The organism is Bacteroides sp. D1, from assembly GCF_000157095.2.
Taxonomy (GTDB): Bacteria; Bacteroidota; Bacteroidia; order Bacteroidales; family Bacteroidaceae; genus Bacteroides; species Bacteroides xylanisolvens.
In genome coordinates this window covers 571,469-586,883 of sequence record NZ_JH114331.1, presented here as the reverse complement: position 1 = coordinate 586,883, position 15,415 = coordinate 571,469, and the positions used below count along the sequence as shown (strand labels likewise).

Genomic DNA, 15,415 nt, shown 5'->3' with positions numbered 1-15,415 from the left:
CAAAGCTCCGTAAATGAATTTCTTGTTTTCTTTAAATTAATTGGGAAGGAATGCTGTTCCATACCATTCGGACACGCGGAACCTGTTCTTTGGGCGCATGTTTTGAGAAGTCAAGATCATAGCCTTGCAAAATCTCCGACTGTATTCTTCTGACTTCCAGCAAGGAATCCGTTTCTACATATTTGAGTACAACTTCCGGCATACCACCAATCAACGTATAGATATTAAACAATAACATCAAACGATCATGGAAAGCGAGAGTGATTTCAGGCTTATCTAAAACGGATAATAAAGGTTCTTCTCCAACAGCACCCAGAAACTCGCGAAATGAACAAGGACGCAATGCCATATATTGCACCCTTCCCACCGGAAATGAAACACGTACATCTATCAGGTTTTCTAATAATGAACCGGCAGCAATTACATAAATATCAGGTAATTCTTCATAGAAATAGCGTAATAACGCTACTGCCTTTGCTGAATTTTGAATTTCATCAATAAAAAGTAATATAGTTCCTTCATTCCTTATCTTTCCACAATGTGCAAAAAATAAAGGCATCAAATCTTTTAGAGATACATTCAACTCAAACAAGGATGCTGCCTCCCGTTTCTCCAAATTCAAATACAGGTAATTGTCAAACTGCTTTCCAAATTCGTTGACTACCGTTGTTTTACCGACTTGCCTTGCTCCACGCAATATCAAAGGCTTTCTATGCGTATCGTCTTTCCATCTTTCCAGATGAAATAAGATATCTCTTTTAAACATAAACCACAAATTTATTGATTTTCAGCAACAAAGTTATAAAGAATTTCCAAAGATGGGGCAAAATACCATTGATTTTGTTTCAAATATGGGGCAAAAGTCTATCGTTCATGTTTCAAAAATGGGGCAAAGCCACCTAATACTGTCGTAAATATGGGGCAAAAAGAACGTATTTACAATCAGCTAATCTACAAATTAGACGACTTACCATGTACTAACTCCAATCGTACATCGTAAATCGTCTAATCGTAAATGAACTTAATCGTAAATTATTTTTCTACTTCACGTCGAATGCAGCATCAATCAACGCTTTCAAGTTCAGATAATGACTTCTGTATATTCCACTGGAAGCATTTGCCGCATTGGTCAGGTCTCTTCTAAGATCAGTCAACTGTCCGCGTGCAATAGTCGGTGCTTCAGAAGGGAAATCGAAAGCTACGAGCGAATAACCACCCAGACTTCCGAGCGAACCGGAACTGTTCTTCGGTTTATCAAGCATTCCAATCAACGCATTGACATAAGTCTTTTGCAAACTACGTTGGGAAGCATCCGGTTTCTTTCCTCCTTGCATATCGCTCCAGATACTCTTCTTCAAATCACGGAACAAATCGTTGGCTGTGTATGCCTTCGCTCCGTTGACCAGTTCGTTGTCCGTCATCTTATCAAGTGTGCGGCTGCTAAGCAGTTGTTTCAATGTACTGCTCTGTACACGGTAGATCGAATTGAAAGTATTGATACCAGTTCTTTCGGACAGTTTATCATCCATCAGCCAGGTCGGTGTGGTAAACAGTTCCTTGTTCAGGAAGTCGACCGCTTTCTTCTGAATATCCTTCGGAACATATTCCACCGCTTTCATGTCTGTCTGTTCCACAGAAATCGGATTGTGGTAGATACCGGCCACATTGGTAGCCACATGGCCCATGTACAAGTCGAATTGTCCCACCACATTCTGATACAAACGGACAGCTTTCATATAACCCTCATTCGGTTCATAAGTCCAGTTCATGATTTCAGGCATCACACGTTTCAGGTTTTTGATTCCATACGAGCTTGCCAGCATGGCATCATCTCCCAAATCTTCACTCTGGTTGCGGGGATCGTTTCTGTCGAGTTCCGTTCCGAACGTATAGCGTTTGTCCTCCCGCAGCTTCTCAATGATCCACTTATTCAAATGAGGTATTTCGGCTTCCGCCGTTTCATATTCAGGCATCCAACGATAGCCCCATTCAATCGCCCATTTATCATACATACCGATACGGGGGAATATTCCCGAACGTGAAACGTTGTCTTCCGGCTGTGCCACATAGTTGAAGCGTGCATAGTCCATGATAGACGGTGTATGACCGTTGGCTTCCACCCATATTTTGTCTCTAAGTTTCTCTACCGGGACGGTATTGGAAGAACCGAAGTTATGACGCAGTCCTAATGTATGTCCCACCTCGTGGGAAGATACAAAACGTACCAGTTCGCCCATCAGTTCATCGTCGAACATCGGTTTGCGTGCTCCCGGATCAATGGCTCCTGCCTGCACGATGTACCAGTTGTAAAGCAGGCTCATCACATTGTGATACCAGTTGATATGCGTTTCAAGAATTTCACCGCTGCGAGGGTCGTGCACGTGAGGTCCGCTTGCGTTCGGAATATCGGAAGGCTTGTACACGATAGCCGAATGGCGGGCGTCTTCCAAGCTCCAGGTAGGATCGTCCGTCGGTGCTTCTTTGCCGAAGATTGCATTTTTGAATCCTGCTTTCTCAAAAGCGGCTTGCCAGTCGTTCACTCCCTGAATAAGGTACGGAACCCATTTCTTCGGAGTGACAGGGTCGATATAAATGATAATCGGTTTCTTTGGTTCCACCAATTCGCCACGCAGGTATTTCTCGCGGTCTTCGTCTTTGGGTTCGAGACGCCAGCGGGTGATATTCGCTTTATACTTCACTCCTTGCGGATTCTCGTCAAAATCCTTATAGCTCACAGCAAAGTAACCTACCCGGTCGTCGTGCAATCTCGGTTTCATCGGTTCCTTGGGAAGTAATAGCATAGAGCTGTTCAGTTCGTAAGTCAACGGAGTGGTAGAGGTGGCAAAGAAAGCTGCCAGCAGTTTCTCAAGTCCACTGCCTCCTCCTTTCTTCCGCTGGAAGGTACGCACGGTACGTATTTCGATGTTTTGCGGAAAGGCTTTCAGTGTGTCGATATAACTGGCGTCGTCTACCATGCTGCTCGCTCCGATGTTGTCTTTCACCCGGCTGGTGAATGAAAACATTTCGTTGTCCTTACGGATATAGTCGGTCATGTCGATCACATAGTTGGTAGTTTCTCCTTCTTTACGGACAGTTTTCAGCGGGAAGGTGGCCACAATGGGTTGAACATTGGAGTTCAATACGGCCTGATACATACCCAGTGTATCAGCAGAATGTTCGAGATAAGAGATTTCACGCACGAACAGTTTGTCGCCGCGTCCTTTCTCGAAACGGATCACTTCGTCGCTGATGTAATCTCCCGGATAGCCTACTTTACGTTTCTGCGCGTCTACCGGTGCTTTCACAACTCTGTTCACAATCAAAATATCACGTCCGAAAAGAGAGTCGGCTATTTCGAAGAAATATTTACCATCTACGTAATGCACTTTAAAAAAGCCGTCCATTGTTTTGGCTTTGCCGGTGATTACTTTTGCGTAAGGTTGCAGAGCATCTTTCTTACTCTTGGCAATGGAGTCAGCCTTGGCTTTATCCACCGCTTCCGTCTTGCTCTTCTTTTTCTTCTTTTTCTTGAAGATGTCCGTCGATTGTGCTCCGGCCAATGGAACGATCATTGCCAGAATCATCAGAATTGAAACTAATTTCTTCATGCTTTCTTTTTTAATATTTATATACAGATACAAAGATAATAATTATTCGATACCGGCAATGCCATACATATTTAAGTTGTTGATACTAGACATCTTTTCATTCGGTTTGCCTGAAATAGTATATTCCTGTCCATCAATTGTCAAAGTAAAATTATAGGTATAAGTTAGCCCTGTTTCAAAAGGTACGGCAATCATCATATAACAGGTCTCCAAACTGGCACCAAAATACCCGGCAGTTATCTCGAAGCCGCCATTAGGAAGATTATAAGTAATACTGTTTATCGGAGTACCGGAAATTTTACCTGTCGACAAATCTACAGTTGCTCCATCTTCGTAGGCAATCGGATGGTCACAGCTCACCACCACTTTAGTAAATTTCTTACCGACAAAAGAATCCGGGCATCCCGCACCCGGTAAAGTGATTTGAGAAAACAATGGTTTGAATTCTCCCAAAGAAACAGTTGCAGCAGAATAGCTAGATGTAGTAGCCGAAGCATAAGCAAAGCTATAATTACGATGCGGCATAAACTCTGATTCATAATACTCCTGCACAGCTAAGTTGGGCAAAGCGACAGCCTTATAATCTTGTGAAGCTGCGTTATAGGGCGTATAGGCATAAATAGTGTGATCGCCACCCTTAAATCCTGCAGCAAGTTCGGAAGAAGGATTCAGCGTAATATCTTCAGTCACACGACTATCACGATCATATACTATATACGTTTTACCATCCAATTCTGTAGTAGTAGCCACCGCTACTTCCGACGGAGCATACGGCAAGTTATCCTGCGGTTTGCCATCGGACAACACATATATTCCTATCTTGTCCGCTTCAATCCATCCCTGGCTTCCATGGGAATACACATTATAAGCACCGGAAACAGCAATTTTCCCCACTACGGGAATATCTGCATCTTCTTCTTCACCATCGTCACTGCTGCAACTTACTGAAGACAATACTAAAGCTACACAAGCAGCAAAATAAAACAGTCTATTTTTCATACTTTTCTCGTTTAAATGATTAATTATTTACTGATAGGTTATTTTCTTTTTCCAATTAATATTCTCCTTCATAGTTCGTGCACCATACCATGCCTTTCACATCGCCAAACCCGCTAAAAGTCTTCAATTCCAAATCGGGAGCAAAACCTTCGAAGAGACGTACCATCTGGCTCGTGTTTACATCGATGATGGCGATATCCCCATTTTCCTGCGAAAGTGCCAGCCGGAAATTCGGATCAGTGCTATTTCCCCCATAGCCATAAAACTCACAAACAACAGGACTTCCACTGATGCCGGTGATACGGCTGCCTGCTGTGTAAGCCAGCATATGGCTGCGCATCTGCATACTGTATATATAGAGATTCTTATCTCCATCGGTAAAGTAGAAATAAGGGTTCTTTTCAAAATTGGAGGACATCTTAATGACACTTTGCGGAGTCAATAAGGAGCTGCCGCTGAATCCGTATTGATCCGTACCGGTTATCAGGTGAGAGTTATTATCCATGTCTTTTACGGCAAACTCGTGCAAATCATAATTTCCGGTTCCCTGCACGTCAATCAGCGACACGTAGTTTGACCAAAATGTCAGCCCACCGTTGGAGGCTACATCTTTCTTTTCGTAAGCCCCTATTGCCAGGCAGCGGGTTCCCGCTCCCATATTGTTCACCCGCAACACACCGGAGGGAACTTCCAAATCCTGATCGTATGTTTTGAAGTAGACGATGGCAGGAGTATAAACTGCTCCCCACTGCGGATAATGTGTAATGCCGATAAAACGGGCATTTTGCTCATCATACAAGATACAACGTTCTTCGTCGGCACACCAATAAGTGACGTTGTGGAACGGTGCGAAACAGGTGATACGGCTACCTCCCTCAAACTCATACGGCATGGCGCCGTACTTCCCGTAATAAGGAATCGCTTTATTGTCAGTGCCTACGGCACGGATATACACTTCCCCCTGTTCGGAGCAAATCACGTAATATTCTTCCTTGAATGCGAAGTCCATTATCTTCAAGCCTTCCGGCTCTTTACGGTTTTCAAATTCGTGGGCAAGCCACATGTCTTTTTGCAACGAATTGCCATCTAGCGTGACACTTCCACTACCCTGATTTATCAGGATTTTCGGCAAACCTGACACGTAGGAACCGGAGATAGAGCCTAATACATAATAGTAATAGATCCCGAGCGGGTCTGTACCCAGACCATCTTCGATGATGTTTTCTACATCGTGCGTAGCCCGGAGGCCGGGATTGATGAAAGATAAAGAAGATTTTCCGTCTCCTTTGTTGGAGAGAATCATCCAGCCCCAGTCGAAACTGTTCTTTCCCGTCAAGGTATATTTATTGCTGATGTATGTTTCATTCGTTTCCTTATTGATGACTTTCAGTATCAGTTCGTACGTTCCGCCTTTTTCGAACTGATACTTCAGATGATAACCTGTGTAGATCAGTTCACGGTTCAGATACCATTGAACGGTGAAAAGTTCATCAACATTCCCGATGTCCGTTGAGAAGTTGATGGGCGCATCCATCTCGAAAAGGTCGCCTACCATAAACGTGTAGTCCGATGAAGCGGAGTTCACAAAAGAAACTTTGGTAGAGTTTGTATAGTCATAGTTTCCCAAATCGTCATAACAGCCGGTTATCACGAGAAGCTGCAGGATTGAAATGAATAGTATTGTTTTTCGCTTCATAATTTATTATCAGTTATCGAGAATGGTTTCATACAGCGGTGTCACTCCGTCTGTATCATAATATTGGTAATTGCCTTGCTGCCACTGGTCTTTCCACCAGGCCTTGAAGTCGGCTATCAGGTTGACAAACTCAATACCGGTGTATTTATCCAATGATTCGAGTATCTCACCATCCATGAAAATGATAAAAACACGGTATTTCATATCCGAATAAGTACCCAGATTGGCTGCCGAACTCTGGTTCCACCAAACAGGTTGGGAAATCCGGTCGGTCACTTGAATCGTGACGTGTTTGTATTCTGCCGGACCCACCAGACAGTTTTCCACTGCATCCAGTGAAAGGGTAAGGGTGTAGTCTGTGTTGAGCAGGTCTTCATTGCGATAGACGGTGACTTCGTAGGTGTCTTCCGCCAGTCCGCTATGGAAGATGCCGGAGGTCAAAGGGGCATAGTCGATGCCGGAACGGGCGGTGCTTTTCTCTCCCACTGCGGAAATATCACAGGTGGCATTTTCTTCGAGCAGGTAGCCAAGAAGTGTCATTTTCACTTTCACGGTTCCTTCTCGAAGCAAGGGTGCATCTGTAGCAAAGTTGAATGTTATTTTCTGTGGAGACTTATCGCTCATGTAAGTAAAATAGACGTAATTGTCTCCATTATAAACGTCCAGCTGCTCTTCACTGCAAGAGGTGAGAACGAACAGCAGGCAGAAGATGGTATATGTCAATATTCGTTTCATCTTATCCGGGCATTAGTTGGTTGTTTCACTGGTAGGCAATGGAAGTACATAAGAACCTGTCATGTTGATTTCTCCTTCCTCGTCGGAATCGGGCACGGTGGAGAGGTTCATCCGTTTGTAGGTGTAGAAGGTTCCACCTTCGCCTATCATTTCTTTCCGTATATCGAGCAGTATTTCGGCATCCAGTTGTTCACGGGTGCTGACTGTCAGACTAAGGGTACGTTCAGCTCCACGGGCTTTTCGAACTGTTTCGAGGTAGTTGATTCCTTCGGTTATCTTGCCATTATAGCTACTGATCTCCGCCAGGATATGACAGATTTCACTGAACCGGATCACTGGTATCATCGGATTCTCCATTGCTTCTACTACTGATTCTACGGAAGGGTTATACTTCAGTGTGTAATACTTCGACTGGGTTTCATTGGTAGTCCCGATCAGGTAGGTGAGCCGATAGTCGGTATATACGCCCGTATTGTCCGAAGCAAACAGGGAAGGGATATTTGCCAACGGCAAACGGGTGGTTGACGAAGAAGAGGAAGAGCCCCATACGGCCTGTTCATAATCCGTAGCCAGCTGTTTCTTGTACAAGCCGAACAATATGTCGTGGGAGACTTTTGTATATCGGGAATTGAGATTGCAGGTAATGTTCTCTCCTTCTGTAAAGCCTATCCACCGTTTCTGCTGGTAATAGGTGTTGTAAAGTTCTTTGGCGGCTGTCTCGGCATTCTTGTAGTAGGCAGGACCGGCATAGATGCAGACACGGGCTTTCAACCCCAGCAATGCCAGATAGTTGAAGCGGATGCCACGATACCAGAAGAATGCTCCCATATCGTCTATATAGGAACCGGAGTTGAAGCGGTAGCGGGCATTCCATTCGGGAGTAGGTTCGTACATTTGTGAAGCGTACATCGCTTCGGGATGGTATTCGGTGTCAAACTTACGCAGAATGTCTTCCGCTTCGAGCAGGTCTTTCAGGACTTTCTCGATAAAATCGGTAACGGTACATTTTTCTACCACTGCGGCTTCGTATTTATCGCGGTAAGGAAGATAGGCGCCCGAAGGATTGGTTGCCGTTGCAGGAGCAAACAAGCGAAGTAGGTCAAAATGCATCATGGCTCTTAATGACAAGGCTTCGGCGTAAATGAGGTTTTTCTCTTCTTCTCCGTATTCGAACAAAGAGATGTCCGTGGGCCGGATGTTCTCGATGAGCTTGTTCAGGTTGGCTATCACTTTATAGCCTTTTTCCCAGATAGCTGTCACGACGGGTTCGGTGTCGACCGTGTTATAGATAAGTTCGGAAGCGTCGGCATACATCGGAGAGATGGTTCCCGCCTTTTGATTGTATTGCTGGGAGATGGCACTAAGGAATCCCCAGCTTAGTTGCTTACCGTAAAGTTCGTCGGACGCCAGATTGGTGTAGATACCATTCAGGGCATTCCGGTAGCCGAAACCGGTGGAAAACAGATCGTCGTCGGCTATCGCATTTTCTGGTGTTACGTCCAGCCAGGCATTGCAGGAAACGGCTAACATTCCTGTCAGGGCTATTAGTATATGGCTGATTAGTTTCTTCATTTGTATGGTTAGAATATGATGTTAGTAGTCAGATTGAATGAACGCGAATAAGGATAATCCAGTCCCCGTTCCTGACGGATGGTAGACCAATAGAACAGGTCGTTCATCGTGAACGAAAGACGCAGGCCGGACAGATGGAGTTTCTTTAATTGTTCGGGACGGAAATTGTAGCTCATTGTCAATGAACTCCATTGCAGGGTATTGTTTTTCTGTACAAAACGCGAAGATGCGCCGGTGGTGACATTACGGTCACGAATATCTTTCATGGTGGTTATGTCTCCCGGTTTCTGCCAACGGTCGAGCAATACCCGCTTATCTACATTGTCATTTTTAATGTCGGCATTCTCTACATAGGAGACGAGGGTATTGTTGTAAGCATCTCCACCAAAAGTATAGAGGAAAGAAGCAAACATGGATAACTGTTTATAGGACAGGGTATAACCGAATGAGCCTTGTCCCTTGGGAGCTGTATCGCCAATAATGGTCCATTCGTCGGCAGACCATACATCGGTAACGTCACCATTCCGGCGAAGGTAGATTTCTTTGCCGTTTGTGGGGCTGATTCCCAATGACTTCATCCCGTAAATAGAGGTCAGAGAGGCTCCTTCGTAATATTTCAGGTATGTTTTAGCATATTTTGAATCGGAGCTGCTTTCGGGGTTATATCCGCTGAACAGTTCTTCCACTCTTTTATTATAGTCGCGCATTGCCTGGGAGATTTCAATAATCGTGTTTTTGTTTCTTGCAAAGCTGCCGTAGAGCTGGAAGAGCCAGTTTCTGTCACTGTAAAGTCGTGCCCGCAGTTCCAGTTCGACGCCGGTGTTTTTCACCTTTCCCATGTTTTCTTTGTAGGAGGTGAATCCGGTAGAGGAAGGGATGGTATAATCGGTTATCAGGTCGATGGTACGCTCGTCGTAGGCAGAGGCTTTCAGATAGATTTTATCGTGCCACAGTCCGATTTCAACTCCATAGTCGAGGGTGTATTTACGTTCCCATTTCAGGTTCGGATTTCCCATCTGATAGAGGAATACACCGTAGCCTGTGGGATACCAGCTGTCTGTTTGCAGCTGATACATATCTTTGGCCGAATAGAGGGAGAAGTTGGTCTTTCCGGTCAGTCCGTAGGAGACACGGAACTTCAACATGGAAAAGAGTTCATTCGACTTCATAAAATCATAATTATGAATGTTGATTCCTGCTCCTGTTGACCAGAACATGGACCATCTTTTATCGGAACCGAATTCGGAAGAACCGTCGATACGTCCTGTAAGGTCGGCGAGATAGATATTGTTGTAGGTGTAGTTGGAAGTGAGCAAGGCTCCTACCAAGCGGGTGGTATTATCGGAGCTGCTGGGCTTTCCGTATACTTCTGCCGCATAGTTTGAAGAGACAAGGTCGCCACCCGGAAATCCCCGGTAACGTGTTTCGGAAGCAGTGCTCTGCGTTTGTCTCATGTTGGAGGACAAGCAGATATTGAGATTGTGTCCCTTGAAGGTATTGTTGTACATGAGTGACAGGCTTCCGTCTATCACTGTTCTCTTTTGTGTGGATTCTGTTTTTTCACCATTGATGTTGCCTGTACTGGCTGAATAACTGGCCGATGCGGGATCTTTGTACAGATCACCGGTAGAATTTCTCATCAGGACGGAAAACTGACCGCGCAGACGCAGACCGTCGGTGATACGCCAATTCAGACTAAGATCATCGGTTACTTCATCATAACCGGAATGGTCGAAGCTGTTGTAGAAGTTGATTTCGTACAGTGGATTTACTTGTGTGCCGCTAGCCCCGTCGAACTTTTCGAGACGGCGCACATAATCGCCATTTTCATCATACAGACGCATATAAGGAAGTAAATGGGAGTAATCGCTGAATGAATTGAAGGGGACATCTGTACTTTTGTTATAAGTGTAGGTCACTTTGTTCTTTATTTGTAGTCCGCCAATGCGGTAGTCTACATAAAAAGCGGCATTGGCATTCTTACGGGAAGAGTGTTTCATCACTCCTTCCGTTCCTCTGAATCCCAGTTCCACTCCCCAGCGCACGTCGTTTTCTCCACCGTCTATGAAAACGGAGTGCTTATGGTTCAGAGCCGTGCGTAGTCCTTGAGAAAGCCAATAGGTATCGACACCTGTCAGTACATTATTGAGTCGTTGGTAGTAACCGTTGGTATAGGGGTCTATTTCCGGGGTGTTGCTGTCATATAGTCCTGCCAGGCGTTCGGTTTCCAGCTTCTCACGGGCGTTCACCAGATTGTAGGAGGATAAATCCGGCAGTTCGGCAGAAAGTACTCCGGAATACTGTACACGGAACTTTCCGGCTTCAGGCGCACGCCGTTCAATGACAATTACTCCGTTGGCCGCACGTGAACCGTACATGGCAGTGGCGGCAGCATCTTTCAGGATATTGATGCTGTGGATGCTATTCATATCGAGGTCGTATATCTTTTCTACATCGACTTCAAAGCCGTCCAGTATGAAGATAGGCAGGTTGGAATTACCGCTTAGCACTTCCCGCGAAATGGAGGAGGTGGAGGTCTGCCCAAGTGTCGTTTCTCCGATACCGGTCTGACCACGCAAGACGAATTGAGGCAGGCTGTTGGGATCGGAACCTGCAGCCAGATTCTCCTGTATTCTGAAAGAGGGATCGAAAGTCTGAATGGCCGAAATCAGGTTGTTCGGGTTGACTTTTAACAGGTCTTCTTTCTCTATCTTTGTGGTATTTCCTGTGAAACTTTCTTTCTGTATGGAGTTATAGCCGGTTACAATCACTTCCTGAATACTTTCGGTAGCTTCTACCATCTGCACATCGACTTTCTGCCGGGAAGTGACTTTGATTTTACGGGTTTCGAAACCGATGTAGGAATAGATAACCAGACCGCCTTTTTCGGGCAGAGTCAATACATAGCAACCGTTTATATCGGTAATTACACCAGTAGAATGACCATCCAAACGAATCGTCACTCCTACCATCGGCTCATTGGAAAGTTTCTCAATCACCCGGCCATAGACATAATTGCCCTGTGGAGGAAGATTATATGTTTCTTTTAAATTCTTTTTGTTTTGGGCTATTGCATTCGTAGATAGTGATAAAATGTATACAAATAGTAAGATTCTATTCAAAGCCCCGGAATTTAGCTTTTGCATAACGGATATATATAGTTATTACACCCGCAAAAGTATTCTTATATGATAGACGGAACAATCACGAATTTTAGGTATTTTACACAACTATTATACCAAAATATAATTAAAGCAAAATCTTTTTGCTTCTGTTTAGGTATTAATCAATAGCAAAAAGAATAACTGCATCATTTATCCTCTATCAAAAAGCAAATGATGCAGCTGTCGGTTATATCTGTTTTTTTATAATGCCAGACGGTATATCTCTTTGCTGTCCTGTTTCGCTAATTTGACATAGTTGCCTACCAATTCACCTTTATTCCGGTGCAGACTATCTGCAAGGCGGTCGATGTCGGGATTCTCAATGCCAAGTTCTTTGAAGGTCACAGGCAGGCCGATGGAAGTAAAGAAGGATTTCAGACGGGAAATTCCTTCAAGGGCTACCGCCTTTTTATCGTCTGATTCTGCCACTCCCCACGCTCGGATGGCGTATTGGGCTATCTTATCCACATTGTGTTCTGTCATCCATGTCATCCAGGCAGGGAAGATTACGGAGAGTCCGGCACCATGAGTCACGTTATAGATGGCGCTGATTTCATGTTCGAGGAAGTGGGAAGCCCAGTCCTCTTCACAACCTACACCACAGGTTCCATTGTGGGCGATCGTTCCGCACCACATCAGATTGGCACGGGCTCCGTAGTTTTCGGGGTCTTTCATGACGGTAGTTGCCTCTTTGATGATGGTAAGCAGTGTACCTTCGCACAAGCGGTCGCCTATTTCCACTTCTTTTGTATTGGTGAAATAGCGTTCCATGATGTGTGCCATCATATCGGCAATGCCGCAGGCGGTTTGGAAAGGAGGAAGTGTGTAGGTCAGCTCGGGGTTCATCACGGCAAAAACAGGACGTAGTACACCGGGAGCACGGAGGCTTAATTTCTGTAAGCCATCGACTTTCGTGATGACGGTGTTACCGGAACCTTCGCTTCCGGCAGCAGGAATCGTTAACACAACGGCTACTTTCAATGCTTTCGTCACAATGGCTTTTCCGATGTAGAAATCCCAGAAATCTCCGTTGTAAGGAACTCCGGCTGCAATGGCTTTCGCCGTATCAATCACAGAGCCACCACCAACGGCGAGCATCATGTCTACGTTTTCTTTCCGGCAGAGATCGATTCCTTCATACACTTTCGTGTCTATCGGGTTAGGCTGTACACCACCCAGCATGCAATAGGGAATACCTACTTCCTGCAATGATTTCTCAACACGGGCCAACAAGCCGCTACGTATCACGGAACCGCCACCATAAACAATCATTATTTTGCGTGCACCGTATTTCTGTACTAACACTCCGGTCTGCGCTTCCGTATCCCGACCGAACACGAATTCAGTAGGGCTGTAAAAGATAAAATTATTCATTGTCGTTTTCTTTATAGGTCTTTTCGTCAGTCTTTTCTATAGATCCAAATAGAACTCCTTTGACAAGTTTTTCTATAAGTTCTTTTATAGAGCCCTTCATAAGAGTCTTTATAGATCAGACAAAGTTATAAATTTAAGCAGAATATCTTTCTTTTGATTGTTTAAAATTTCCTACTTTCATTAGTACAAGTCCGATTACAATCCAGACCATTTCGCGTACACGGGTAATCAAAGCGGCATAGACTCCGTAAGCTCCGGAAAGGGAAAGGCCGCCTACGGCGAGGGCAAAGCCACCTTCACGACCTCCCAATTGCATAGGCAGGAAAAACAGCAGATTAGCAAGTAAAGAAGAGAAAGCCGCAATCAGGCAGCAGTCGGCAAAGCTGACATGGGTGGTCAGCACGTTCAGTATCAGCCATATTTCAAGACAACTGACTACACGGGCGGTATATTCCAGTATGAGGGCGCTATAAAAGGTTTGTTTCTTTTGTTGGTGGAGAAGGGCAATTTGTTTGTCTATATTCTCCAACTTCTCTTTATGCGCGTTTGCAAAATGAAATACTTTCTTTTTCAGAAAAGGAATACGACCACCCATACGGACGAAAGCCACAGCCATCCCCTGCCGATAGCCTTTCATAAAAAGAATAACAATCAGCAGGCAAAAGACAGTAATAGCTCCTAGGATTATCCCCATCATCCACCCCACCGGATAGAGACAAACGTAAAGCAACACTGAACTTAACCAAAAGCAAAAGTGGGAAAAGATATGCATCATCACATAAAGAATCACGGAAGAGGTGGCGCGTTCTATTCCTATATAGGGTTTCAGCTCCATAATGCGATATGGTTCGCCTCCCATCAGCCCAACAGGAGTCACGTAATTAAGCGCAAAACCTGTTACTGTGAATTTGTAGAGCCGGACAAATGAAAACCCCGTCTTACCACCACTACGGATGATGATGTACCACGATACTGTATTAATAAGGTAGACAAACAGCCATAGCAACAAAACCAAAGGTAAATATACCCCTGCACGCTTCAAATTCAGCCAAAGCTCCTGATAATCCATATCAAAAGTGAATATCATTATCAGAACGGCAATGATACCAAAAGCGAGAAATATATTACGGTACTTGTTCTTCACTATTTGTGAGACTTATATCTATTTTTTATATGGGTATATATCTGCTTTTATATGAGTATATACTTGCTTTTTGTATGGGTATATATCTCACTTTATTCACATATAATCTTACTTTATATACGTATAATATCTTTCGAAGAATCTTTTGAACGCCGGGATTCTCATCAATATGTATTCGAATACCAGCCAACCGATTAACGCGCAAGAGATGCCAAGTAATACATCAATGATATAATGATGGCATGAATAAATAGCTGTTCCCCAAATGCCGACCATGATAATAGAGAAAAGAGTAACCACATACCACCTGCATTTACCAATAATGGCATACACCAATGCAACTACCATATAGGCCGCGTGCAGTGAAGGCACTGCCGCGAAAACATTAGCATTACGCCCGTAGATAGAATCAAAGATGGTTACTCCGAAGAATGCATCAAAGCGTCCCAATCCTGCAACATTACCCGGTGTGTTTAATACCGGTTCGAAACCGTAGTTGATGGCATACCAAGGCGGAGCGGCCGGATGAATATAATAACCGGCAAAACCAATCAAATTGACAAACAAGAATACTAACGCAAAGCGAAGGTAGGTTTTTCTTTCCTTCTTGAAATACAGGCAAAGACCGAACAGGATGGGAACGGGAACCCAACAAAGGTAGAAGATTCCGGCAAAAACGTCCGCTATCGGCCAGTTGTGTGCAGCGAAGTATTCGCAAGGAGTAACCAGAAGACCATTATCCATTACTCCGAAAAGAGACTTTTCGAGATTATACAGTCCGGCCACATCAATCGGGTTCACTTCGTAGTTGGGGCAAATACGCATCCAGTCATACGAGATTCCAAAAATGGCGAAAGGTAACAGGGCCACAGCCAACTTACGAGTAGGTAATCCGGCAAAAAATAAAACTAAATAGAGTACCGCCATTAACAGGTGCTCGGAACGAAGCCCGATGAAGATACTTGTCAGCAAAAGGAAAAGAGCCATAATGACTGTCACAGTCAGGGCTTCTCTCTTCGACGGCATTTGAATATTCTTTATCATTATAATGTTTTGATTAGACAACTAGACTATTTACTATTGGACTATTTACGATGTACTTATTTAGGATGTACGATGTAAA

At 44.4% G+C, this 15,415-nt stretch carries 10 protein-coding genes; all 10 read right to left on the bottom strand.

Annotation, left to right across the window (positions count from 1 at the left end):
* Positions 1-31 precede the first annotated feature (31 nt).
* The 10 genes from BSAG_RS19295 to BSAG_RS19340 all read right to left on the bottom strand — a co-directional run bounded on the left by BSAG_RS19295 (position 32) and on the right by BSAG_RS19340 (position 15,318).
* A complete protein-coding gene (locus BSAG_RS19295; RefSeq protein WP_008997348.1) occupies positions 32-766 on the bottom strand; it encodes an ATP-binding protein in 735 nt (244 codons plus the stop codon).
* A 274-nt stretch (positions 767-1,040) separates the two neighbouring features.
* Complete coding sequence (locus BSAG_RS19300; protein ID WP_008016862.1) at positions 1,041-3,608, bottom strand: zinc-dependent metalloprotease; 2,568 nt, start codon at positions 3,606-3,608, stop codon at positions 1,041-1,043.
* Positions 3,609-3,650: 42 nt separating this feature from the next.
* Positions 3,651-4,607 (bottom strand): fimbrillin family protein, encoded by a 957-nt coding sequence (locus BSAG_RS19305; RefSeq protein WP_004314313.1) that lies wholly within the window; start codon positions 4,605-4,607, stop codon positions 3,651-3,653.
* Positions 4,608-4,662: 55 nt separating this feature from the next.
* A complete protein-coding gene (locus tag BSAG_RS19310; RefSeq protein WP_008016860.1) occupies positions 4,663-6,303 on the bottom strand; it encodes a PKD-like family lipoprotein in 1,641 nt (546 codons plus the stop codon).
* Between the two features lie 9 nt (positions 6,304-6,312).
* The gene (locus tag BSAG_RS19315; protein WP_004314272.1) at positions 6,313-7,038 is read right to left on the bottom strand and encodes a DUF4843 domain-containing protein; all 726 of its coding nucleotides are present in this window, start codon (positions 7,036-7,038) and stop codon (positions 6,313-6,315) included.
* Between the two features lie 12 nt (positions 7,039-7,050).
* Entirely contained in the window at positions 7,051-8,610 is a 1,560-nt protein-coding gene (locus BSAG_RS19320) for a RagB/SusD family nutrient uptake outer membrane protein (RefSeq protein WP_004304210.1), read from the bottom strand.
* A gap of 8 nt (positions 8,611-8,618) precedes the next feature.
* The gene (locus BSAG_RS19325; protein WP_008771240.1) at positions 8,619-11,756 is read right to left on the bottom strand and encodes a SusC/RagA family TonB-linked outer membrane protein; all 3,138 of its coding nucleotides are present in this window, start codon (positions 11,754-11,756) and stop codon (positions 8,619-8,621) included.
* Between the two features lie 219 nt (positions 11,757-11,975).
* Positions 11,976-13,148 (bottom strand): iron-containing alcohol dehydrogenase, encoded by a 1,173-nt coding sequence (locus BSAG_RS19330; protein ID WP_008771241.1) that lies wholly within the window; start codon positions 13,146-13,148, stop codon positions 11,976-11,978.
* 133 nt (positions 13,149-13,281) lie between these two features.
* Positions 13,282-14,292 (bottom strand): lysylphosphatidylglycerol synthase transmembrane domain-containing protein, encoded by a 1,011-nt coding sequence (locus BSAG_RS19335; RefSeq protein WP_004311315.1) that lies wholly within the window; start codon positions 14,290-14,292, stop codon positions 13,282-13,284.
* A gap of 108 nt (positions 14,293-14,400) precedes the next feature.
* On the bottom strand, positions 14,401-15,318 hold the full coding sequence (locus BSAG_RS19340) for a phosphatase PAP2 family protein (RefSeq protein WP_008997347.1): 918 nt from the start codon (positions 15,316-15,318) through the stop codon (positions 14,401-14,403).
* Between the last annotated feature and the right edge of the window lie 97 nt (positions 15,319-15,415).

Bases quoted from the DNA above. Each gene is read 5' to 3' on its own strand.
- BSAG_RS19295 (WP_008997348.1), bottom strand. From the start codon at position 766: ATGTTTAAAAGAGATATCTTATTTCATCTGGAAAGATGGAAAGACGAT.
- BSAG_RS19300 (WP_008016862.1), bottom strand. From the start codon at position 3,608: ATGAAGAAATTAGTTTCAATTCTGATGATTCTGGCAATGATCGTTCCA.
- BSAG_RS19305 (WP_004314313.1), bottom strand. From the start codon at position 4,607: ATGAAAAATAGACTGTTTTATTTTGCTGCTTGTGTAGCTTTAGTATTG.
- BSAG_RS19310 (WP_008016860.1), bottom strand. From the start codon at position 6,303: ATGAAGCGAAAAACAATACTATTCATTTCAATCCTGCAGCTTCTCGTG.
- BSAG_RS19315 (WP_004314272.1), bottom strand. From the start codon at position 7,038: ATGAAACGAATATTGACATATACCATCTTCTGCCTGCTGTTCGTTCTC.
- BSAG_RS19320 (WP_004304210.1), bottom strand. From the start codon at position 8,610: ATGAAGAAACTAATCAGCCATATACTAATAGCCCTGACAGGAATGTTA.
- BSAG_RS19325 (WP_008771240.1), bottom strand. From the start codon at position 11,756: ATGCAAAAGCTAAATTCCGGGGCTTTGAATAGAATCTTACTATTTGTA.
- BSAG_RS19330 (WP_008771241.1), bottom strand. From the start codon at position 13,148: ATGAATAATTTTATCTTTTACAGCCCTACTGAATTCGTGTTCGGTCGG.
- BSAG_RS19340 (WP_008997347.1), bottom strand. From the start codon at position 15,318: ATGCCGTCGAAGAGAGAAGCCCTGACTGTGACAGTCATTATGGCTCTT.